This is a genomic window from Paraburkholderia sp. BL25I1N1 (genome assembly GCF_003002025.1).
Classification (GTDB): domain Bacteria; phylum Pseudomonadota; class Gammaproteobacteria; order Burkholderiales; family Burkholderiaceae; genus Paraburkholderia.
Genome location: NZ_PVZB01000004.1, coordinates 26,795 through 46,574, shown reverse-complemented (window position 1 = coordinate 46,574; position 19,780 = coordinate 26,795). Strand labels below are relative to the sequence as shown.

19 protein-coding genes are annotated in these 19,780 nt (G+C 63.5%); 5 read left to right on the top strand and 14 right to left on the bottom strand.

The window, feature by feature from the left end:
• Window positions 1-26 precede the first annotated feature (26 nt).
• The 3 genes from B0G73_RS06995 to B0G73_RS06985 all read left to right on the top strand — a co-directional run bounded on the left by B0G73_RS06995 (window position 27) and on the right by B0G73_RS06985 (window position 5,113).
• Complete coding sequence (locus B0G73_RS06995; protein WP_106279257.1) at window positions 27-1,418, top strand: PLP-dependent aminotransferase family protein; 1,392 nt, start codon at window positions 27-29, stop codon at window positions 1,416-1,418.
• 292 nt (window positions 1,419-1,710) lie between these two features.
• Complete coding sequence (locus B0G73_RS06990; protein WP_106279255.1) at window positions 1,711-3,510, top strand: methyl-accepting chemotaxis protein; 1,800 nt, start codon at window positions 1,711-1,713, stop codon at window positions 3,508-3,510.
• A gap of 22 nt (window positions 3,511-3,532) precedes the next feature.
• Complete coding sequence (locus tag B0G73_RS06985; protein WP_106279253.1) at window positions 3,533-5,113, top strand: methyl-accepting chemotaxis protein; 1,581 nt, start codon at window positions 3,533-3,535, stop codon at window positions 5,111-5,113.
• Window positions 5,114-5,173: 60 nt separating this feature from the next.
• On the opposite strand, the gene B0G73_RS06980 is transcribed toward B0G73_RS06985, so the two are convergent.
• The 5 genes from B0G73_RS06980 to B0G73_RS06960 all read right to left on the bottom strand — a co-directional run bounded on the left by B0G73_RS06980 (window position 5,174) and on the right by B0G73_RS06960 (window position 9,111).
• Window positions 5,174-5,554, bottom strand: coding sequence for a DUF5594 family protein (locus tag B0G73_RS06980; RefSeq protein WP_106279251.1), 381 nt, complete (start codon window positions 5,552-5,554; stop codon window positions 5,174-5,176).
• A gap of 133 nt (window positions 5,555-5,687) precedes the next feature.
• Window positions 5,688-6,038, bottom strand: a complete 351-nt coding sequence (locus tag B0G73_RS06975) for a ribbon-helix-helix domain-containing protein (protein ID WP_106279738.1) — start codon at window positions 6,036-6,038, stop codon at window positions 5,688-5,690.
• A 147-nt stretch (window positions 6,039-6,185) separates the two neighbouring features.
• Window positions 6,186-7,772, bottom strand: coding sequence for a GMC family oxidoreductase (locus B0G73_RS06970; RefSeq protein ID WP_106279250.1), 1,587 nt, complete (start codon window positions 7,770-7,772; stop codon window positions 6,186-6,188).
• A 120-nt stretch (window positions 7,773-7,892) separates the two neighbouring features.
• On the bottom strand, window positions 7,893-8,600 hold the full coding sequence (locus tag B0G73_RS06965) for a tat (twin-arginine translocation) pathway signal sequence (RefSeq protein WP_106279248.1): 708 nt from the start codon (window positions 8,598-8,600) through the stop codon (window positions 7,893-7,895).
• Between the two features lie 112 nt (window positions 8,601-8,712).
• Entirely contained in the window at window positions 8,713-9,111 is a 399-nt protein-coding gene (locus B0G73_RS06960) for a VOC family protein (RefSeq protein ID WP_106279247.1), read from the bottom strand.
• A gap of 360 nt (window positions 9,112-9,471) precedes the next feature.
• On the opposite strand from B0G73_RS06960, the gene B0G73_RS06955 reads away from it, so the two are divergent.
• On the top strand, window positions 9,472-9,882 hold the full coding sequence (locus B0G73_RS06955; protein WP_106279245.1) for a DUF2000 domain-containing protein: 411 nt from the start codon (window positions 9,472-9,474) through the stop codon (window positions 9,880-9,882).
• A 21-nt stretch (window positions 9,883-9,903) separates the two neighbouring features.
• Here B0G73_RS06955 and B0G73_RS06950 read toward each other — a convergent pair whose 3' ends face one another.
• The 7 genes from B0G73_RS06950 to B0G73_RS06920 all read right to left on the bottom strand — a co-directional run bounded on the left by B0G73_RS06950 (window position 9,904) and on the right by B0G73_RS06920 (window position 17,513).
• Entirely contained in the window at window positions 9,904-10,428 is a 525-nt protein-coding gene (locus B0G73_RS06950; RefSeq protein WP_106279244.1) for an Lrp/AsnC family transcriptional regulator, read from the bottom strand.
• Window positions 10,425-12,095 (bottom strand): acyl-CoA synthetase, encoded by a 1,671-nt coding sequence (locus B0G73_RS06945; RefSeq protein WP_106279242.1) that lies wholly within the window; start codon window positions 12,093-12,095, stop codon window positions 10,425-10,427. The genes B0G73_RS06950 and B0G73_RS06945 overlap by 4 nt, the downstream gene beginning before the upstream one ends.
• Window positions 12,092-13,012 (bottom strand): SDR family oxidoreductase, encoded by a 921-nt coding sequence (locus tag B0G73_RS06940; RefSeq protein ID WP_106279240.1) that lies wholly within the window; start codon window positions 13,010-13,012, stop codon window positions 12,092-12,094. Before B0G73_RS06940 ends, B0G73_RS06945 begins: the two co-directional genes overlap by 4 nt.
• Window positions 13,013-13,106: 94 nt before the next feature.
• The gene (locus B0G73_RS06935) at window positions 13,107-14,492 is read right to left on the bottom strand and encodes a dicarboxylate/amino acid:cation symporter (RefSeq protein WP_106279238.1); all 1,386 of its coding nucleotides are present in this window, start codon (window positions 14,490-14,492) and stop codon (window positions 13,107-13,109) included.
• Window positions 14,493-14,593: 101 nt separating this feature from the next.
• A complete protein-coding gene (gene leuD, locus B0G73_RS06930; RefSeq protein ID WP_106279236.1) occupies window positions 14,594-15,205 on the bottom strand; it encodes a 3-isopropylmalate dehydratase small subunit in 612 nt (203 codons plus the stop codon).
• On the bottom strand, window positions 15,202-16,617 hold the full coding sequence (gene leuC, locus B0G73_RS06925; RefSeq protein ID WP_106279234.1) for a 3-isopropylmalate dehydratase large subunit: 1,416 nt from the start codon (window positions 16,615-16,617) through the stop codon (window positions 15,202-15,204). The genes leuD and leuC overlap by 4 nt, the downstream gene beginning before the upstream one ends.
• Window positions 16,618-16,634: 17 nt before the next feature.
• Entirely contained in the window at window positions 16,635-17,513 is an 879-nt protein-coding gene (locus tag B0G73_RS06920) for an alpha/beta fold hydrolase (protein ID WP_106279737.1), read from the bottom strand.
• Window positions 17,514-17,607: 94 nt separating this feature from the next.
• On the opposite strand from B0G73_RS06920, the gene B0G73_RS06915 reads away from it, so the two are divergent.
• Window positions 17,608-18,510: a LysR family transcriptional regulator gene (locus B0G73_RS06915; protein ID WP_106279232.1), complete on the top strand. Its 903-nt coding sequence runs from the start codon at window positions 17,608-17,610 to the stop codon at window positions 18,508-18,510.
• Window positions 18,511-18,522: 12 nt separating this feature from the next.
• On the opposite strand, the gene B0G73_RS06910 is transcribed toward B0G73_RS06915, so the two are convergent.
• Together B0G73_RS06910 and B0G73_RS06905 are read right to left on the bottom strand one after the other, a co-directional pair.
• The gene (locus B0G73_RS06910) at window positions 18,523-18,714 is read right to left on the bottom strand and encodes a hypothetical protein (RefSeq protein ID WP_106279230.1); all 192 of its coding nucleotides are present in this window, start codon (window positions 18,712-18,714) and stop codon (window positions 18,523-18,525) included.
• Between the two features lie 61 nt (window positions 18,715-18,775).
• Window positions 18,776-19,684 (bottom strand): LysR family transcriptional regulator, encoded by a 909-nt coding sequence (locus B0G73_RS06905; RefSeq protein ID WP_106279228.1) that lies wholly within the window; start codon window positions 19,682-19,684, stop codon window positions 18,776-18,778.
• Window positions 19,685-19,780 lie beyond the last annotated feature (96 nt).

The following is a 19,780-nucleotide window of genomic DNA, read 5'->3' as shown; positions in this document are numbered from 1 at the left end:
TCAACGTGAATAGAGATCCGAAACCAATGAGCAGCCCGACACATCACTGGATCAAACGTCTCGCCGACATTCGCAAACCCGCCTATCTGGCGATTCCCGATCTGATCGAAGAAGATCTCGCCACTGGGCGGCTGCGTCCACGCGACCGCTTGCCGGGGCTGCGCGATCTCGCTCTGGAACTCGCGCTGAACTACACGACGGTGGCGCGCGCTTACGCCGAAGCGCGCAAACGTGGCCTGCTCGATTCGCGCGCGGGCAGCGGCACGTTCGTGCGCGGTCGTACAGCTACATTGCCGCTCGCGGGCGGCAGCAGCATCGAGATGTCGATGAACACGCCCCCCGAGCCACCCGACTTTGCGATACGCCTGCGCGAATCCGCCGCCCGGCAGATGGCCGATAGCGATCCCTATCAATTGCTGCGCTATCAGGACTTCGGCGGCTCGGCGGCCGACAAGGACGCGGGCGCCGAATGGTTGAGACGCCGCGTGCCGCATTGCGACGCGCAAAACGTGCTGGTGTGCCCGGGCATCCATAGCGCGCTGGTGGCGCTCGTCTCGCAGTTGGCGCGCCCGGGCGGCACCATTTGCCTCGATGCACTCGCCTACCCCGGCATCAAGGCGATCGCCGCGCAACTCGGCGTGCGTCTACAGGCGTTGCCGCGCGATGACGAAGGACCGCTCGCGCACGCCTTCGAGGCGCTCTGCAAGACCGACAAGCCGAGCGCGTTCTATTGCAATCCGACGCTGCAGAATCCGAGCACGCTCACGCTCACGCACAAACGGCGCGAAGCGCTCGCCGACGTGGCGCTGCGCTACAGCGTGCCGATCATCGAAGACGACGCCTACGCGATGCTGCCGCAGAACGCGCCCGACGCGCTCGCGAGTTTCGCGCCCGAACTGACCTATTACGTCACCGGTTTGTCGAAGAGCTTCGGCGCGGGTTTGCGCGTCGCGCATCTGCATGCGCCGACGCCGCGGCAAACGCAGCGGCTAGCCGGCGCATTGCGCGCCACCACCGTGATGGCGAGCCCGTTCACGGTCATGCTCGCGACGCAGTGGATCGTGGACGGCACCGCGGCTGACATGCTCAACGCGATCCGCAACGAGTCGCGCGCCCGCCAGGCCATTGCTTCGCGCATGCTCGAAGCATGGCCTTTCGAAGCGCATCAGGATGGCTTTCATTTGTGGTTGCCGGTGCCGGTGGAAAGCGGCTGGAGCGCGTCCGAACTCGCGTTGCAGTTGCGCAATCAGGGCATCGCCGCCGTGGCGGGCGCCGCGTTTTCGACCGATGGCAATCCGCCCAACGCCATGCGCGTCTGCCTCGGCGGATCGAAAACGCGCGAGGAATGCGAAGAGGCGCTGCGCATCGTTGCGGAGACACTCGATCATCCGCATCATCTGCACTCTCCGGTGATGTGAAGCGATCCTTGGACGCCTCTAGCCGGCGTTATCATCATACGAATACAGCGCGTCGCTAGCGATCGATAAGCGCGCAACGACGCGCTGTTTCCGTGCGCATTGAAAAAGCCAACGCGCAAGAAAAATTTCGCGCGAACTCGACACGCCGCCCCGCACCGCTCACCCGCCATTGGTGAGCAATTGAAAGCATTCCCCGCTCAAGTCCCACTAATTGGAGCCGTATACACCGTGTGAGGCCCCCGCCTCACCGACTCCGACTCCGGTTCACCGCTCACTCCGAAAGACTCCCGACATGTTCACCTCCATTCGCGCGCGCATCGTCGCCCTGTGCGTCGCTATCGTTGTGGTCGCGCTCGCCGCCAACGCGGTTCTCAACTATGTCGTCGCCAACTCGTATAACGCCGATGCCATCGACAGCAGTCTGACCGCGGTCGAAAGCGGTCACGCGGACGGCATCGGCGACTGGGTCGCCACCAACAGCCAGATGATCAACTCGCTGCAGGACGCGGTGCTGCAAGCGGATCCGTCCGCCGCGCTGAAGCAGATCGCCGCGGCCGGCAAGTTCACCAACGTGTACGTCGGCTATGCGGACAAGACGGCGAAGTTCTCCGATCCGACCGGCATTCCGCCCGACTACGATCCGACCGGCCGTCCCTGGTACAGGCAGGCCGCGGAAGCGGGCAAGCCGGTGGTCACGCCGCCTTACGTGGACGTGGGCACGGGCAAGCTGGTGGTGGCGTTCGCCGCGCCGGTGGTGCGCGACGGCGCGGTGAAAGGCGTGGTGTCCGGCGACGTCACGATGGACAGCGTGATCGCCAACGTCAAAGCGATTCATCCGACGCCGGCGAGCTTCGGCATGTTGATCGATGCGAGCGGCCATATCGTCGCGTATCCCGATGCGAAACTGACCTTGAAGCCGGTCTCCGATGTGGCGCCGGGGTTGACCGGCGACAAGCTCGCTGCTCTCTTCAGCGCGGGGCGTCCGCTTGAAATGGACGTGAACGGCAGCACGAAGCTGCTGCGCGCCCAGGCGATTCCCGGCACGGACTGGTACGCGGTCGTCGCGCTCGACAAAGCCGAAGCGACCGCCGGCATGCGTTCGCTGCTGACCGCTTCGGTGATCGCGTTGATCGTGATCGCGGGCATCGCCGCCGCGGTCGTGGCGGCGGTCACCGCCGTGTCGTTCCAGCGTCTGTCGAAAGTGCGCGACGCGATGGATGCCATCGGCTCCGGTGAAGGCGACCTCACGCAACGCCTGCCCGCCGTCGGCAACGACGAAGTCGCGCAGATCGCGCGTTCGTTCAACACCTTCATCGACAAACTCAGCCACGTGATGCGCCAGATTCGCGACGCCAGCGAATCGGTGCGCGTGGCCGCGAATGAAATCGCCGCGGGCAACGTCGATCTGTCGGGCCGCACGGAGTCCGCCGCGGCGAGCTTGCAGCAAACCGCCGCGTCGATGGAAGAAATCACCTCGACCGTCACGCAGTCGGCAAGCGCGGCGAAGCAGGCCGACGATACCGCCGTGTCCGCCTCGCAGGTCGCTTCGCGCGGCGGCGTCGTGATCTCCGAAGTGATTGCGACGATGGGCGAGATCCAGCATGCGTCGGTGAAGATCTCCGACATCATCGGCGTGATCGACGGCATCGCGTTTCAGACCAACATCCTCGCGTTGAACGCCGCGGTGGAAGCCGCGCGCGCGGGCGAACAGGGCCGCGGTTTCGCGGTGGTGGCCGGCGAAGTGCGCAGCCTCGCGCAGCGCAGCGCGCAGGCCGCGAAGGAAATCAAGGCGCTGATCGAATCGACAGTGGCGAGCGTGACGTCGGGTTCGGGACAGGTGCGCCAGGCCGGCGAGACGATGACGGAGATCGTCAGCAACGTCGCCAACGTGACGACCATCATTTCCGAAATCACCCAGGCCGCCAGCGAGCAGACGCGGGGCATTCAGGAAGTGAACCGCGCGGTCAGCCAACTCGACGAGATGGTTCAACAGAACGCCGCGCTGGTCGAGCAATCCACCGCGGCCGCCGCGGCACTGCAAAACCAGGCCGTCAGCCTGGCAGGCGCGGTGACGCAATTCAAACTCGATTAAACGCCTTACCTGGGACATTGCAGTGACGTTCTATAGAAATCTGAAGATCGCCGTTAAATTGGCCTTGCTCGGCGCGGTGTTGCTGGCCGCGACGATGATCGTGGGCCTGGAAGGCTGGCATGCGCTGGCGAAAACGCACGCGCTGCAAATCGAGTCGGCGCAATCGCTCGCTCACTATGCGCGAGCCGCCGACACGGCGCGCGTCGCACAGGTCGAGTTCAAGAAGCAGGTGCAGGAATGGAAGGACCTGTTGTTGCGCGGCGCCGATCCGGCCGCGTTCGCCAAATACCGTGATGCCTTCAGCAAGGAAAGCGGCACGACGCACGCCGCCCTGCTGCGTCTGAAGGATCAGTTGAGCGCATTGGGCGCGAACGTGGACGGCGTCGACAAGGCCCTCGCCACGCACGCTTCGTTGCAGGACACTTACCTCGCTGCGCTCAAGCGCTACGACGCCGCCGATCCGAACACCGCGCACGTGGTCGACGCGCTCGTGAAGGGCATCGACCGCGCGCCGACCGCCGCGATCGACGACATCGTCGCTTCCGTCATGCAACAGGCGCAGGATTCCAGCGTGCGCACGAGCGAAGCGGCGGAACGCGCCTATACGATCGCCACGGTGCTGTTGCTGTCGGTCGTGATCGGCTCGCTCGGCATCGGCGCAATTGCGGTGTGGTTTCTCAGCCGCAGCATCACACTGCCGGTCAGGCAGGCCGTGGGCGTCGCGCAAGCGGTGGCGGCAGGCGATCTGCGCGCGGACGTGGCCGTGGTGAGCCGCGACGAGACCGGCCTGCTGCTCATCGCGCTCAACGACATGAACCGGCGCTTGCGGCAGATCGTCAGCGAGATTCGTGAAGGCGCGACGACGATTTCGTCGGCCACGCAGGAGATCGCCGCAGGCAACCTCGACCTGTCCGCACGCACTGAACAGCAAGCGGCCTCGCTTGAGGAAACCGCCGCGTCGATGCAGCATTTCACCGACTCGGTTCAGCGCAACGCCGCCAATGCGCGCGAGGCCACCACGCTCGCGCAAACCGCGGCGCAGGCTGCGCGCGATGGCGGCGCCGTGATGAGCGACGCGGTGCGCACGATGGGCCAGATCGAAGCGGCGTCCAGGCGCATCGTCGATATCATCGCGGTGGTGGAAGCCATCGCGGCGCAGACCAATATCCTCGCGCTCAACGCCGCGGTGGAAGCGGCCCGCGCCGGCACGCAAGGGCGCGGCTTCGCGGTGGTCGCGAGCGAAGTGCGCAGTCTCGCGCAACGTTCCGCCGATGCCGCGCAGGAGATCAAGACGCTGATTCGCGAGTCGGTCGCCACGATCGACGCCGGCACGCAGCTGATCAATCACGCGAGCAATACGATGGACGGCGTGGTGGCGAGCGCGGGCAGCGTGACGCGCATCGTCGAATCGATCGCGACGGCAAGCGTCGATCAGGCAGCGGGTATCGCGGAAGTGAACGATGCCGTCACGCAGATGGATCAGGTGACGCAAAGCAACGCGGCGCTCGTCGAGCAGGCGGCCGCCGCAGCCGATGCGGTGCAAAGCAAGGCATCGGGGCTCGTGCAAAGCGTGAGTTTCTTCCGGCTGGGAGCCACAGCTTAAGGCTTGGCGCCTCATGGCGCCGGCTGTTATGCAAGCGCGAAGCGGCGCGCAATGCGCCGCTTACGATTCGAAATCGAGTCCGCCGATCAACACCAGAGGATCGGCCTGCGTATGCGAGAGAAAATCCAGTTCGCGCGCATGATTCCAGGCTGCGAGTTTGCGCGGCAGCGCGGCCAGATAGCCGGCGAAACGCGAGGGCCCGTCCGCGCCCATCAGTCTCTCGATTTCGTCGCTGTCCCAGGTCAGATACAGATTCAGCGGATAGGCGTAGTGCCCCACGTCTTCGATGGGCGCTGCGTGAATCCGCACGCGAGTGGGATGCCCATGGCCGCCGTACGGCAGCACTTTGGTCTGCACGGTTGTCGCGAAACAGGCGGCAATCGCCTCGGCAATGCGAGGCGCGAACTCTTCATCGAAACGGGCGGCACTCTCCGGACTCATCCAGGTCTCCAGCTTTATGCGTGATGAGCCGGCTATCCTAGCACGCGGACCAGCGCGCGCCTGTTGCGTCGCGGCATGTCTCCCTCGTGGCCACGCGCAACCGCGGCAGCGGCTGCGTGTCGGCCCTCCCGCATCAAACCGTCTTCAGAATTCGCGGCTTCGCTTCGTTCACCGCTGCCGCCAGTTCGGCCACCGCATCGGGCGCACTGTCGCCCTTTTCCGTGCGCATCGACAGATAGCGCAAACAGCACACCCGCAAAAACGAGGCGAAGTTGGTCGGCATCTCGCCGCGCAGCGCGATCAGTTCGTCGTAGAGCTTCACGGCGAACTGGCTGGTCGTCATGCTCTCGCGCGCCGCGATTTCGTGCAGCACGTCCCAGAACAGATTCTCCAGCCGAACCGTGGTGATCACGCCGTGAATGCGCAACGAGCGCGTGCGCGACTCGTACAGGATCGGATCGGCGTTGATGTATATCCCACACATAACGTTTGCTCCTTGATTACAAGCACGCGCGCCGTGGCGCTTTTCATGCAGCCACGGCACGCCGCCCGCCTTCGTCAACATACGCCGGCATTCGCCGCCCGACAATCGCATCGAACCCGAACGCCGCGCCTGCCCTGTCCAGCCGCGTTACACCGCGCGTTTATTCATCTGCCCGGCGATGTGATCCGCCTGACGGATCGCCAGTGTGACGATCGTCAAGGTCGGATTTTCCGCCGCGCCGGTGGTGAACTGGCTGCCATCCGAAATGAACAGGTTCGACACTTCATGCGTCTGGCCGAAGCGGTTGCACACGCCGTCTTCGGCTCGCCCACTCATGCGGGCGGTGCCGAGGTTGTGCGTGGACGGATACGGCGGCACGCGATACACCGTCTTCGCGCCCGCCGCTTCGTACACCGCCGTGCCCTGCCTGAACGCGTGCTCACGCATCGCTTCGTCGTTCGGGTGATCGTCGAAATGCACGTTGGCGACCGGCTGGCCGTATTGATCCTTCACGTCCGTATTCAAGGTCACACGATTGCTCTCGCGCGGCATATCCTCACCGACGATCCACATGCCCGCCGTGTACGCGTATTGATCCATCGCCTGGCTGAAGGTCGGCCCCCATGCGCCCGGATCGAGAAAAGCCGCGTAAAACGGCAGGCCGAGCGACACGGTCTCCATGTGATAGCCGCCCGCGAAGCCGCGTTGCGGATTGAACACCGCTTCGTCCTCGATGATGCCGGCCATCGTGGTGCCCTTGAACATCTCCACCTTGTCGTTGAACACCGCATACACGGAGCCCGTGGTGTGACGCATATAGTTGCGGCCCACCTGGCCCGAGCCGTTCGCGAGTCCCTGCGGGAATCTGCTCGAATGCGAGTTCAGCAACAGCCGCGGCGTCTCGATCGAGTTGCCGGCCACCGCGACGACGCGCGCCTTCTGCCGCTGCAATTTGCCGTTGCCGTCGTAATAGACCACCTCCTTCGCTTTGCCGCGCGCATCGGTTTCAATGCGCACCACGTGGGCCTGCGTGCGCAACTCCATATGGCCGGTTGCCTGAGCGCGCGGCAATTCGGTGTAGAGCGTCGACCACTTGGCGCCCGTGCGGCAACCCTGAAAACAGAAGCCGCGCTGGAAGCAATGCGCGCGGTCGTCGCGCACCACGCTATTGATCGCCATGTGGCCGGTATTGCATTCCTTGTAGCCGACTTTCATCGCGCCGGCCGACATCACCTTGAAGTTGTTGTTGCCCGGCAGGCCCGGCAGACCGTTGGTGCGCGTCACGCCCATTTTCTGCGACGCGCGGTCGTAATACGGATCGAGCTCTTCACGCGTGAGCGGCCAATCGAGCAGATTGGCGTCCTTGATATCGCCGTAGGTCGTCTTCGCCTTGAACTCGTACGGCTGGATGCGCAGACTCGCGCCGGCCCAGTGCGTGGTCGTGCCGCCGACCGTCTTGCAGATCCACGCGGGCAGGTTCGGAAAGTCTTTGGCGATGCGCCAGCTGCCCGACGTGGTGCGTTTGTCGAGCCATGACAGCATCTGGAACGCGCCCCATTCGTCCGTCGTGAAATCGGCCTGCGTATGCAGCTTGCCCGCTTCCAGCACGACTACGTTGATACCCTTCTGCGCGAGTTCGTTGGCGAGCGTGCCGCCGCCCGCACCCGAGCCGATGATCACGACGACCTTGTCGTCGTTGTGCGAAAAACGCACCTTGTTGTTGTCTTGATCCATGTCTTACCTCCTGTCGACGGGAGTTAGCGCTTTAGCGCTTACTCCCGTCCCATGCAAAGCTGTCGATCAGAGTTGGCGCTTTAGCGCTTACTCTGATCCCATGCAACGCCGTCGTCGCGATTAGCTATCCGTAGGGATCGGTCCGCTGGCGGCTGCCGGCGGATTAGGCAGCCACGAAAGGCTGTTGAACCCTTTCGTCAGGTAGCCGCCGTCGCCTGCGGAAGCGCCGTAGCCGAAGTGCGCATACGCCATGGTGTTGGCGTACAGCGAAACCACCGCGGTGCTGCGTATCGTGTTGAAGAACGGCGTGCCCGCGAGCGCGGCGACGTCCTTCGCCTGCTCCGCGGGCGCACGCTTGAGCCAGTCGGAACCCGCTTGCGCGTCGAGTTGTCTGACGCCGTCCGCAAGTTGCTGACGCACCGCCGGATCGGCTTTCGCTTTCGCGTCGAGGTCCTTCACCACCAGCGCGTAGACCGCGTTGTCGAGCGTGGGATGTGGATAGATCTGCCGCGTGAAGGCCAGAATCACTTCACCCTGGTGCGTGTCGAGACCTTGCAGTTCGAGGGCCCACGCGCGGCTCGGCGCGAGCGTCGACAGTACCGACGAGAACGCCAGCGTGCCCATCAGCACACCCGTGCCTCTCAAAAGCTCGCGACGCGTGAGCGGGAGCCGCAACGCCGCCGCGGCAGCCTTCGCCGCGCGATGCTCGCCGCCGTGCTCATGCTTGTGCTCATGCGTGTGTTCGTGCGTGTATTCGTGCGTGTGTTCGTGAGGATGCACATGCCGCGCGTGATCGGACGCGACGATCGGTATGACCGTTGTCTTCATGGTTGTCTCCTGTCGACCAGAGTTGGCGCTTCAGCGCCTTATTCCGGTCCCATCCAAGATGGTTGCTTGTGGGGTATTGCAACTACGCGCGGCGGCCGCCGGATTACTTTGGCTATTGATAGTGGCCGTGGCGTTCCAACACTTCGATCTTGTAGCCGTCAGGGTCCTGAATGAAAAAATAACGCGCCAGCAACTCGCCGTCGTCGTTGTGAAACTCGCGCAGATCGTTGGGCATCATGCCGAGATCGAGTAGACGCTGCCGTTCGTGTTTCGCATCGTCGACCACGAAAGCGACATGGCCGTAGCCGTCGCCGTGCGAATACGGTTCCTCGCGGCCTTTGTTCCAGGTCAGTTCTATTTCGGCGTCGGCTTCGGCGTTGCGCAAATAAGCGAGCGTGAAGTCCGGAAAATCGAGCCGGTGCGATACGTCGAAATTGAAAGCCTTTTGATAGAACGCGAGCGAGCGCGGCAGATCCTGCACACGGATCATCGTGTGGATGAGTTTGGCCATCGGTGTCCCCTCCTGTTTGGATGAAGTTTAGGAGGACGCACACGCGAGTGGTAATGCACGGCTAAATCGCGCCAGGGACTTGCCCTATGTTGCAGCAGCGTCGCTTGCAGGGACTTCGCTCGCGCGTCGACGGCGCGAACATTGATGGACGTGGCGCGCACTCAGGTTGCATTGCAGCACGCCGGCCTGCTCATGCGAGCATGTGCCGAATGACATTAGGCAAAACCCGACGTCGACGTAGCGCCCACGCACATCCGGTGAAGCGCATTCGTTTTTGCCTCACGGTCATACACACGTGCGTCGAGTTTCCATAAGATCGGGTTCTGATGTCTTTCTAAATGCCGTGGAGCGTAGTGCGTTATGGAATTCGATACGAAAGTCGCGATCATCGTGCTGGACGATCTCGCTGTCTGGCAAAAACTCAATGTGACCGCGTTTCTCGCGACGGGGATCGCCGGCGCCGCACCGGAAGCGATGGGCGAGCCGTACGAGGACGCGGCGGGCCGCCGGCACGCGCCGCTGCTCGGCCAGCCGATGATGGTGTATCAGGCGGACAACGCGGGTTTGCTGCGCGCGTTTCGCCAGGGCATTGAACGCGAATTGACGCGCGCCGTGTATGTGCGCGCGATGTTCGCAACGGGCCACGATCAGGCGAACCGCGAAGTATTCCGCGCCGAACCCGCCGACGCGCCCGACCTCGTCGGCATTGCCGTGCGCGGGCCGAAGAAGGCGGTCGATAAAGCCGTGAAAGGTCTCTCACTGCATGCGTGACACGCCGCGCTGCTAGCGCGCTCAGAGTTCAGGACTCGGGCCGCGCTCCAGATAGGTGGTCAGCGCGATATAGCTGCGCGTGCCGGTAAAGCCTTCGATCGCGTGAATACGCGCGAGCAGTTGTTCGAGTGATTGCGTATCGCGCGTGCGGACCTTGAGCAACATTGCGCTCTCGCCCGTCACGGTATGAATCTCCTCGACATCGGGCAGTTCCTGCAGCGCCAGCAGTTGCCGCGTCACCGCCCAGCTCGTCGTATCGACATGCACGAACGCAAGCAACGGGCGATTCAGCCTCGCGCCGTCGAGCGCGGCGACCGTGGCCTTGATTACGCCTTCCTTCTTCAAACGCCGGGTGCGTTCGTGGACCGCGGGCGCCGACAGGAACAGCAGCTTGCCGAGTTCCGCGTAAGTGCGCGTGGCGTCTTCGGCGAGCAGTGCGAGCAGCTTGCGGTCGGTATCGTCGAGCGAGGCCGGGCCCGGTTGAGTGCCCGGCGTCCGGAGCGCCCTGCCGCTGCGCGTGGAAGGTGAGCGCGGATCCGTGCTCATGGTTTTGCGGCGGAATCGTTACCTTCTTGTGCGAGTCCCTCGCGCAAGGCTTTGCGGATCACCTTGCCGGTCGGCGTCAACGGCAGGCTGTCGACAAAGCGGATCTCGCGCGGATATTCGTGCGCGGCAAGGCGCGTTTTGACGTGATGCTGGATCTCGCGCACGAGCGCCTCGTCGCCGACAAAACCGGCCTTGAGCACCACGAACGCCATCACGATCTCGGTGCGCTCGGGATCCGGCGCGCCGATCACGGCCGCCATCGAAACTGCCGGATGACGCAGCAAAGAATCTTCGATCGAAGCCGGTCCGATTCGATAACCGGCGCTCGTGATCACATCGTCGCCACGGCCGACGAAGCGAATGAAACCGTCCGCGTCGCGCGTGCCGAGGTCGCCAGTCAGCAGAAACTTGCCGCGGAATTTTTCGCGCGTGGCCGCCTCGTTGCCCCAGTAGCCGAGGAACATGACCGGATCGGGCGCGGCCACCGCGATATCGCCGATTGCGCCGATTGCGCCTTGAGGCAGTTCGTTGCCGTCCATGTCGACGATCGCGACATGATGCCCGGGCACCGCGCGGCCGATCGCGCCGAAGCGCGGCTCGAACAGCGCCGCGCACGAGGACACCACCACGTTGCATTCCGTCTGCCCGTAGAACTCGTTGATCGTCACGCGCAGCGCCTTGCGGCCCCAGCCGATCAATTCCTCGCCGAGCGATTCGCCGCCGCTTGCCACCGAGCGCAATGCGAGGCTCCAGCGTTCGGGATGCTCGACGCCGCGCATCATCTTCAGAGCGGTCGGCGGCAAGAACGTATGCGAGACCGCGTGACGCGCCATCAGATCGAACGCGGCCTCGCCGTCGAATTTCGCAAAGCGGCGCGCCAGCACCGCGACGCCGTGATGCCACGACGGCAGCAGCACGTCGAACAGGCCGCCGATCCACGCCCAGTCCGCGGGCGTCCACATGAGCGTGGCGTGCGCCGGAAAGCCCTGCTGCGACATCTCGACACCCGGCAGATGACCCAGCAACACGCGATGCCCATGCAGCGCGCCCTTCGGCTTGCCGGTCGTGCCCGAGGTATAGATGATCACCGCGGGATCGTCGGCGCCGGTGTCGGCGGGCGTGAAGCTGGCGGACGCGCTGTTCAGCGCCTGCCAGAATGAATGCACGGGCGCTTGCGGATCGCCGTTGTCCTGATCGATATCCACGCTGAAGACATGGCGCAATGCCGGCAATGCCGCGCGGATTTCGTCGACCTTCCGCACGCCGGCGTGATCGGTGATCAATGCCACCGCACCACTGTCGCCGAGCCGGTGTTCGATCGCGTCGACGCCGAACAGCGCGAAGAGCGGCACGGCCACCATGCCGGCCTTGTAGGCGGCGAGATGCGCGAGCGCCGTTTCGATCGATTGCGACAGGAAGATGCCGATGCGGTCGCCGCGTTGCGCGCCCGCCGCGAGCAGCGCATTGGCAAAGCGATCGGACAGCGCCTTCAACTGGTCGAACGTATAGCGGGTGGCGTTGCCCTCGGCGTCCTCGTAGATCAGCGCGAGGCGGCCCGAACCGTCGGCCCATTTGTCGCATACATCGACACCGATGTTGTAGCGCGCCGGGATGTCCCAGGCGAAGTTTGCCGCGAGCGACTCGTAGGTCTGGCCGTCGAGATTCATCCTGTCTGCTCCTGCAAGCCCGTCGGCGGTTGATAGCGCGGGAAGCCGTTATATTCGATCGTACGCTGCGCTTCAGTGAGCGGCCATGAATGGCGCGCGTTCGGCACGCCGCCGTCGACACGGATCACCGTACCGTTGATAAACGCCGACGCCTCCGACAACAGAAAGACCGCCGCGCTGGCGAGTTCCGATTCCGTGCCGAAACGCTGCAACGGCACCTTGTGCTTCAGCGTGCGCAGCAGCGCCTGGTACTCTTCGTTGTAGCTGTCCATGCCCGCCGACGCAATCCAGCCGGGCGCGACCGCATTGACTCTAACGCCGGCGTGGCCCCATTCGCAGGCGGCCGTTTCGGTGAAGTTCCATACGCCCGCACGCGCCGCGCCCGAGTGCCCCATGCCAGGCATGCCGCCCCAGATGTCCGCCAGCATGTTCACGATCGCGCCGCCGTGATGCTGCATCCATTGGGTATAGCACTCGCGGGACATCAGAAACGTGCCGTGCAGATTGTTGCGCACGACCGCGTCCCAACCGTTCAGGGAGATCTTTTCGAGCCTCGCGGGGAATTGGCCGCCTGCACAGTTGAAGAGGCCGTCCACGTGGCCCAGATCCGTGATGATCGAAGTGATCGTCTCACGAACCTGCTGCTCGTTGCGGATGTCGCAGGAGTAAATCTTGTGGCCGTTGCCGGAGGACGGATGATCCGTGGCCAGTTCGGCCTGCACCGCTTTCAACTTGTCTTCGCTTCGGCCGACCAGCGCCAGGGTCGCCCCCAAGGACGCCAGTTCGTGAGCGGTGCATCGGCCAAGTCCGCTGCCCGCGCCGGTGACGATCACCACCTTGCCGGAGAAAAGACCTTCGCGGAAAACTGAACGATAGCCGCGGGATGGCGGCGAGGTACTCGACGAAGCTGCGGGCATTCGGGTGTCTCCTTCACGAACTGCGCTTTCGATGTTTTCTGAGTTTAGCTCAAGTTTTGTTCGCGCGTTGTTGTCACCCTCAATTTTATTTCCCTTATTTCGTGCTTGGTATTTCATTAATTTTTGAGCCATGCTCAACTCCAGTCCACTCGACTTCCCGCGCGGCACCCACCGTCGTGCGTTCATCGAGCGCGCCGGCCAGATCGTCAACCGGCCGCGAACGTGGCCGCGCCAACGCCGCCCTCAGCTTGTCCCGATCCAGTTCCTTCTCCCACGCCGCAATCACAATCGACGCCACGCCGTTGCCCATCGTATTGGTCAGCGCCCGGCACTCGGACATAAACCTGTCGATGCCGAGAATCAGCACCATCGCCGTCACCGGCACAGTCGGCACCACGGAAAGACTCGCAGCCAGCGTGATGAACCCTGCCCCCGTGACGCCCGTCGAACCCTTGGACGTCAGCATCGTCACCGCCAGCAGCGTGATTTCCTGAGCGATCGTCAAATGCGTGTTGGTGGCCTGCGCGAGAAACAGCACCGCGAGCGTCATGTAGATATTGGTGCCGTCGAGATTGAACGAGTAGCCAGTCGGCACCACGAGACCGACAATGCCGCGCGAGCAGCCGAGCCGCTCCAGCTTCTCCATCAGTTGCGGCAGCGCGGCTTCCGACGTGGAAGTGCCGAGCACGATCAGCAACTCATCCTTGATATAGACGACGAAGCGCCACAAACTGAATCCGCATGCTCGCGCAATCAGACCAAGGCCGCACGAGACGAACAGAAACGCGGTCAGATAGAACGTGCCGATCAGTTTCACCATCGGCAGCAAGGAGACGATGCCGTATTTGCCGATCGTGAACGCGATCGCACCGAACGCGCCGATCGGCGCGAGGCTGGTGATCATCCGCACGATGCGGAAGAACGTTTTAGACAGCAGGTCGATCAGACCGATCAGCGGTTTGGCGGGTTCGCCCAGCACCGCGAGCGCGGTGCCGAACAACATTGCGATCAGCAGCACCGGCAGAATATCGCCCTGCGTGAAAGCGCCGGCGAACGTATCGGGAATGATGTGCATGAAGAAGCCAGCGAGCCCTTCGCCGTGTGCGGCTTGCGCGGCATAACTCGCGATCGCGCCGGCATCGAGCGTGGCGGGATCGACGTTGAAGCCGATGCCCGGTTTCAGCACATGCGCGGCGAGCAGGCCGATCGCCAGTGCGAGCGTCGACACCACCTCGAAATACAGCAAGGCCTTGCCGCCGACGCGCCCGACTTTGCGCATGTCGTGCATGCTGGCAATACCGGTCACGACCGTGCAGAAAATCACCGGGCTGATGATCATGCGCACGAGTTTGATGAAGGCATCGCCGAGCGGTTTCATCGCCACGGCGTCCGTGGGCAGAAAATGCCCCAACGCCACGCCGATGATGATCGCCACGATCACCTGCACATACAGCACTTTGTAGAGCGGTTTGCGTTTCATGTCTCCTCCGTTTTGACAGGCAAAGCGTGTCCCTTCCCTTCTGTCGGGGAATGGGTCACGCGCGGTTAGCGTTGAGTGGCGACCTGGATGTCGCCAAGGTGTTACAACACGGCGGCCCAGCTATGCCGCGCGAAATGGTCTCGCTCGAATGCTTCGATGTCGTGCAATGAAGCGAGCGTCAGATCGATGGTGTCCATGCCTTCGACCACCATCTGTTTATGACGAGCGCCTAGTGGAAACGCAAACACGCGTCCCGTGGCTGACGTCACCGTTTGCCGTTGGATGTCGATATGCAGCGGCGCCGCGGGTTGCGTTGCCGCGTCACGCAACAGGACGTCGATTTCGTCGCGTTCAAGTTGCACGAGCAGCAGACGGTTGTTCATCGCGTTCGAATAGAAAATCTCCGCGAAGCTCGACGCGATGACCGCCTCGAAACCGGCTTGCTGAAGTCCCCACACCGCGTGCTCGCGGCTCGACCCGCAGCCGAAGTTCGAGCCGCCGATCAGAATGCGCGCGTCGCGATACTCAGGCTGATTCAGCACGCAGTCGCTACGCGGCTCGCCTTGCGCATCGAAACGCAGGTCGTAAAGCAAGCCATCCTTGAGCCCCGCCTTGTCGATAATGCGCAGAAACTGCTTCGGCATGATCTGATCGGTATCGAGGTTTTCGATTGGCAAAGGCGCCGCGGTGCCGTGGATTTCGGTAAGTCTCATGACTGCGTCTCCAGCGTGCGGACGTCGGTGATGCGTCCGGTCAATGCGGCCGCCGCGGCCATCGCGGGGCTCATCAGGTGAGTACGGCCGCCACGGCCCTGGCGTCCTTCGAAGTTGCGGTTGGTGGTCGAGGCACACCGTTCGTCGAGCGTCAGAAAATCGTCGTTCATCGCGAGACACATCGAGCAGCCCGGCTCGCGCCATTCGAAGCCGGCCTCGCGCAATGTCGCCGCGATGCCTTCCGCTTCCGCCTGGCGTCGCACGCTGCCCGAGCCGGGCACGACCATCGCGCGCACGCCCTGCGCTACGTGGCGCCCCGCGACGATCGACGCGACGATGCGCAGGTCTTCAATGCGTCCATTGGTGCAGGAGCCGATGAACACGCGATCGATCGGTGTGCCCGCAATCGGCTGATCCGCTTCGAGGCCGATATAGTCGAGCGCGCGGCGCAACGCGGCGGCGGCTTCCGGTGTCTTTTGCGTGGCCGCGGCGGGAATCAGTTCGTCGACGGCGATGGCCTGGTCGGGACTCGTGCCCCACGTGACAAACGGCGCGATATCGCGCGCATTGAAACGATGCTCGCTATCGAAGCGCGCGCCCGGGTCCGATTTCAGTTCGCGCCAGTCGCTCATCGCGGCGTGCCACGCGGTCTCATCGAGCGACGTTGCGTGTGCGCGAATGTAGTCGAACGTGGTGGCATCGGGTGCGATCAGCGCGGCGCGCGCACCCGCTTCTACGGTCATGTTGCACAAGGTCATGCGTGCTTCCGCCGACAGCGACGCGATGGTCGATCCAGCGAATTCCACCGCATAGCCGCGCGCGCCCTGCGCGCCGATGCGGCTGATGATCCACAGAATCAGATCCTTCGACGACGTGCCATACGGCATCGCGCCCTCGATCGTGATGCGCATGGTCTGCGCGACGCGATAGACCAGCGTCTGCGTGGCGAGCACATGCTCGACCTCGGACGTGCCGATGCCGAAACCCAACGCGCCGAGCGCACCATACGTGGTGGTGTGGCTGTCGCCGCACAATACGACCATGCCCGGCCGAACCAGCCCACGCTCGGGCGCGACGATATGTTCGATGCCTTGCAGCGGATCGTTCGCCGCATGCAACGCGATGCCGGCCTCCGCGCAATTGCGCGCCAGGTTGTTCGCGAGCAGCAACGACGCGGCATCGCGAATCACACGCGGCGATTCCGCGTGCGTCGGAATGATGTGACTGACCACCGCGAGCTGCTGCTTCGGCCTGCGCACGCGCCGCGTTTTCGCGGCCAGCGCGCTGAACGCTTGCGGGCTGGTGTATTCGTTCATCAGATGCAGATCGACGTACAGCAGCACGTTCTGTTCATCGACACGCGCCACGACATGCGAATCGACCAGCTTCTGGTAAAGGGTTCGTGTTGACATGATGAAGGCCCGCGCGACTAGATCTGCAGAAACGGAAGGACGCGTTCGAGCAATAACCCGGGCGCTTCCTCGGGAATGTAGTGGCCGCACGGCAGCGCTTCGCCGCTCACATTGGCCGACCACTTCCGCCATTCGGCGAGGGGCTCGAAGCATTGTTCGATGACGCCTTGCGCGCCCCACAGCGCCAGGAAATCGCATTCGATCTTCCGCCCTTCAGCGAGCGACGCGCGGTCGTGTTCGAGGTCGATCGTGATGCTCGCACGGTAGTCCTCGCAGATGCCGTGCGCGGTGCCGGGGTCGCTCAGGCAGCGCAGATATTCGGCGTAGGCCGCGTCGGTGAACGGCGCGAGGCCGGCGCTGCGCGCGCCGATGGTCTGCTTCAGATAGAGGTCGGGATCCGCGCGAATCAACGTCTCGGGAAACGGCGCGGGACGCACGAGAAAGAACCAGTGCCAGTAAGCGCGCGCGAAATCGAACGAGGTCTGTTCGTACATCGCAAGGGTCGGCGCGACGTCTAGCGTCACGAGCCGGGTCACGGTTTGCGGATGATCGAGCGCCATGCGGGCGGCCACCCGTCCGCCGCGATCGTGGCCGATCACGGCGAAGCGGTCGAAACCTTGCGCACGCATCAGCGCGACCTGATCGGCGGCCATGCGCCGTTTCGAATAGTTGGCGTGGTCGTGTGCGCCCTGCGGTTTGCCGCTGTCGCCGTAGCCGCGCAAATCCGCGGCGATCAGCGTGAAGTGCCGCGCCAACGTCGGTGCCACCTTGTGCCAGATCGCGTGAGTCTGGGGATGCCCATGCAGCAGCAACAAAGCCGGCCCGTTGCCGCCGCGAATCGCGTTGATGCGAATGCCGTCGACCTCGGCCGACGCGTCTGTGAAACCTGCAAACATCATTGCCTCCCATGTTTGAATGAAGTCTAATTGATGCCTGTAGCGATATGGTTTCTCTCAGCGCAATCCGGAATTAACTTTTAGGAACGAATCGATGGACGGCTTTTCCGACCTGAATCTGTTCGCGCTGGTGGCGCGCCATCGCAATCTCGCCGCGGCCGCGCGCGAACTCGGCGTCACGCCGCCGTCCATCAGCAAGCGGCTCGCGCAACTCGAACAGCGTCTCGGCGTGCGCCTCGTGAACCGCACCACGCGGCGAGTGAGCCTGACAGCGGAGGGCGAGATTTATCTGGCGAATGGCTCGCGCATCCTCGACGACCTCGCCGAACTCGAACAGCTGGTCACGCAGAGTCGCGCCGAGCCGACCGGTCTGTTGCGCGTGAATGCGTCGTTCGGTTTCGGCCGCGCGCACATCGCCCCGGCGATTTCGCGTTTCAGCGAGCGGTTCCCGTCGATGAAGATTCAGTTGCATCTGACGGACCGGCCGGTCAGCTTGCAGGAAGAAGGCTTCGATCTCGGGATTCGTTTCGGCGAAGTGCCGGATGCGCGCATCAACGCGCGCTTGCTGCTGAAGAACCGCCGCGTCGTATGCGCGTCGCCGGCTTATGTGAAGCGGCACGGCGCACCGCAAATGCCGCACGATCTCACGCGCCATGCCTGCCTCGTTTTACGCGAAAACGAATCGGCGTACGGCACGTGGCATTTTTCGCGCGGCAAGAAATCGGAGACGGTGAAGGTGGACGGTCCGTTGAGCAGCAACGACGGCAGCGCCGTGCTGAAGTGGGCGCTCGACGGCCGCGGCGTGGCCGTGCGCTCGGCGTGGGAAATCGCGGGGCATTTAAGGCGCGGCGAACTGGTGCCGCTTCTCTCCGACTGGGCGCTGCCGAACGCGGACATTCACGCCATCTATCTGGAGCGGCACCGTTTGTCGGCCAAGCTGAGGACGTTTATTGATTTTCTCGGCGACGAGTTGCGCGAGAGCGTACCGGCCGCATAGCGAGACGTGTACTCACCCTGCCCGCTTATTGCGCTGTTGGGCCCGGCTAGCGCGCCAGCGCAGCACTAAGCTGATGAGCGCGGCAAAGGCGGCAGTCGCCACGTAACCGGCGAGACGAATCGCGTCCTCGCCCGGCAAGCGGGAGATCAACAGAACGACTACGGCGAGTGCCAGCACGGCTAGAAGTCCGATGATCCATTTCATCTCTTGTCTCCGCTCTTTTTGCGTAGCATACCTGCGCGAGATGCAAGATGAACCTCGTCGTTTACGCGGGCAAGCCTCTGCCCGTGCCATGCGCCTGCTGCAAAATGAAATCGATGAACGTCGATGCCGCGCGCGTGTGATGCCGGTTCGGCATATACAGCATGTACATGTGCGTACCGAAGATGCTTAAGCGCCATTCATCGAGCGCGGTGAGCACGTCGCCGCGGTGCAGATCGTCCTGCACCACATAATCCGGCACCAGGCCCACGCCGAGTCCGGCGAGCACCGCCTGGCGCAAGAACAGAAAATTCTCGGAGATGATGCTCGGCTCCAGCAGCACTTCATGCCGTTCATCGCGCAAATAGGCGGCTACCCGCAACTGCCGGCCGACCACTGCAGCGGTAATCAGCGGCGCCGTGCGCAGATCGTCGAGCCGCTGCGGCATGCCGTGCCTGTCCGCAAAGTCCGGCGACGCGCATGCCACATACCGCACCGGCCCCATGTCGCGCGCGACGAGGTTTTGCGGCGGCTCGGACATCACGCGCACGGCGATATCGACTTCATCGCGCATCAGGTCTTCAACGCGGTTCTCGAACATCACATCCAGCACGATGCCTGGATAAAGCCGTTTGAACGCGATCAGCCAGTCCGACATGACGAGTTGCCCGTAACCGCTCGGCACGCTCAGCCGCACGCGCCCTTGCAGGCTCTGCCCGAGCGTGCTGACGGATTCGCGCGCGGCGAGCAGCGCGTTCTGAATCGTGCGGCCATGTTCGTAGAGTTGCAGACCGATCTCGGTCGGCTCCACGCGGCGCGTGGTGCGCCTCACCAGTTGCAGCCCGATGGAACGCTCCAGCTGATTCAGGTGGTAGCTCACGTTCGCGCGGCTCATTTTCAGCCGGCGCGCGGCTTCACTGAGATTGCCCGCGTCCAGAATGTCCACCAGCAGGGTCAGCGAATTGACGTCCATGGCGGCGCCTTTGTCAAAGAAACTTTGACAGTCTGTCAACCGTCCATGTAATTGTCAATAAACCTTGACCGACTCACAATCGGGACAGTTCGCCAG

What these genes read in the sequence shown, in the direction of transcription:
- B0G73_RS06960 (WP_106279247.1), bottom strand. Translation starts at nt 9,111, where the DNA reads ATGGCCAAACTCATCCACACGATGATCCGTGTGCAGGATCTGCCGCGC.
- leuD (WP_106279236.1), bottom strand. Translation starts at nt 15,205, where the DNA reads ATGAGACTTACCGAAATCCACGGCACCGCGGCGCCTTTGCCAATCGAA.
- B0G73_RS06970 (WP_106279250.1), bottom strand. Translation starts at nt 7,772, where the DNA reads ATGGATCAAGACAACAACAAGGTGCGTTTTTCGCACAACGACGACAAG.
- leuC (WP_106279234.1), bottom strand. Translation starts at nt 16,617, where the DNA reads ATGTCAACACGAACCCTTTACCAGAAGCTGGTCGATTCGCATGTCGTG.
- B0G73_RS06975 (WP_106279738.1), bottom strand. Translation starts at nt 6,038, where the DNA reads ATGTGTGGGATATACATCAACGCCGATCCGATCCTGTACGAGTCGCGC.
- B0G73_RS06935 (WP_106279238.1), bottom strand. Translation starts at nt 14,492, where the DNA reads ATGAAACGCAAACCGCTCTACAAAGTGCTGTATGTGCAGGTGATCGTG.
- B0G73_RS06920 (WP_106279737.1), bottom strand. Translation starts at nt 17,513, where the DNA reads ATGTTTGCAGGTTTCACAGACGCGTCGGCCGAGGTCGACGGCATTCGC.
- B0G73_RS06945 (WP_106279242.1), bottom strand. Translation starts at nt 12,095, where the DNA reads ATGAATCTCGACGGCCAGACCTACGAGTCGCTCGCGGCAAACTTCGCC.
- B0G73_RS06990 (WP_106279255.1), top strand. Translation starts at nt 1,711, where the DNA reads ATGTTCACCTCCATTCGCGCGCGCATCGTCGCCCTGTGCGTCGCTATC.
- B0G73_RS06955 (WP_106279245.1), top strand. Translation starts at nt 9,472, where the DNA reads ATGGAATTCGATACGAAAGTCGCGATCATCGTGCTGGACGATCTCGCT.
- B0G73_RS06980 (WP_106279251.1), bottom strand. Translation starts at nt 5,554, where the DNA reads ATGAGTCCGGAGAGTGCCGCCCGTTTCGATGAAGAGTTCGCGCCTCGC.
- B0G73_RS06915 (WP_106279232.1), top strand. Translation starts at nt 17,608, where the DNA reads ATGGACGGCTTTTCCGACCTGAATCTGTTCGCGCTGGTGGCGCGCCAT.
- B0G73_RS06965 (WP_106279248.1), bottom strand. Translation starts at nt 8,600, where the DNA reads ATGAAGACAACGGTCATACCGATCGTCGCGTCCGATCACGCGCGGCAT.
- B0G73_RS06905 (WP_106279228.1), bottom strand. Translation starts at nt 19,684, where the DNA reads ATGGACGTCAATTCGCTGACCCTGCTGGTGGACATTCTGGACGCGGGC.
- B0G73_RS06940 (WP_106279240.1), bottom strand. Translation starts at nt 13,012, where the DNA reads ATGCCCGCAGCTTCGTCGAGTACCTCGCCGCCATCCCGCGGCTATCGT.
- B0G73_RS06910 (WP_106279230.1), bottom strand. Translation starts at nt 18,714, where the DNA reads ATGAAATGGATCATCGGACTTCTAGCCGTGCTGGCACTCGCCGTAGTC.
- B0G73_RS06995 (WP_106279257.1), top strand. Translation starts at nt 27, where the DNA reads ATGAGCAGCCCGACACATCACTGGATCAAACGTCTCGCCGACATTCGC.
- B0G73_RS06950 (WP_106279244.1), bottom strand. Translation starts at nt 10,428, where the DNA reads ATGAGCACGGATCCGCGCTCACCTTCCACGCGCAGCGGCAGGGCGCTC.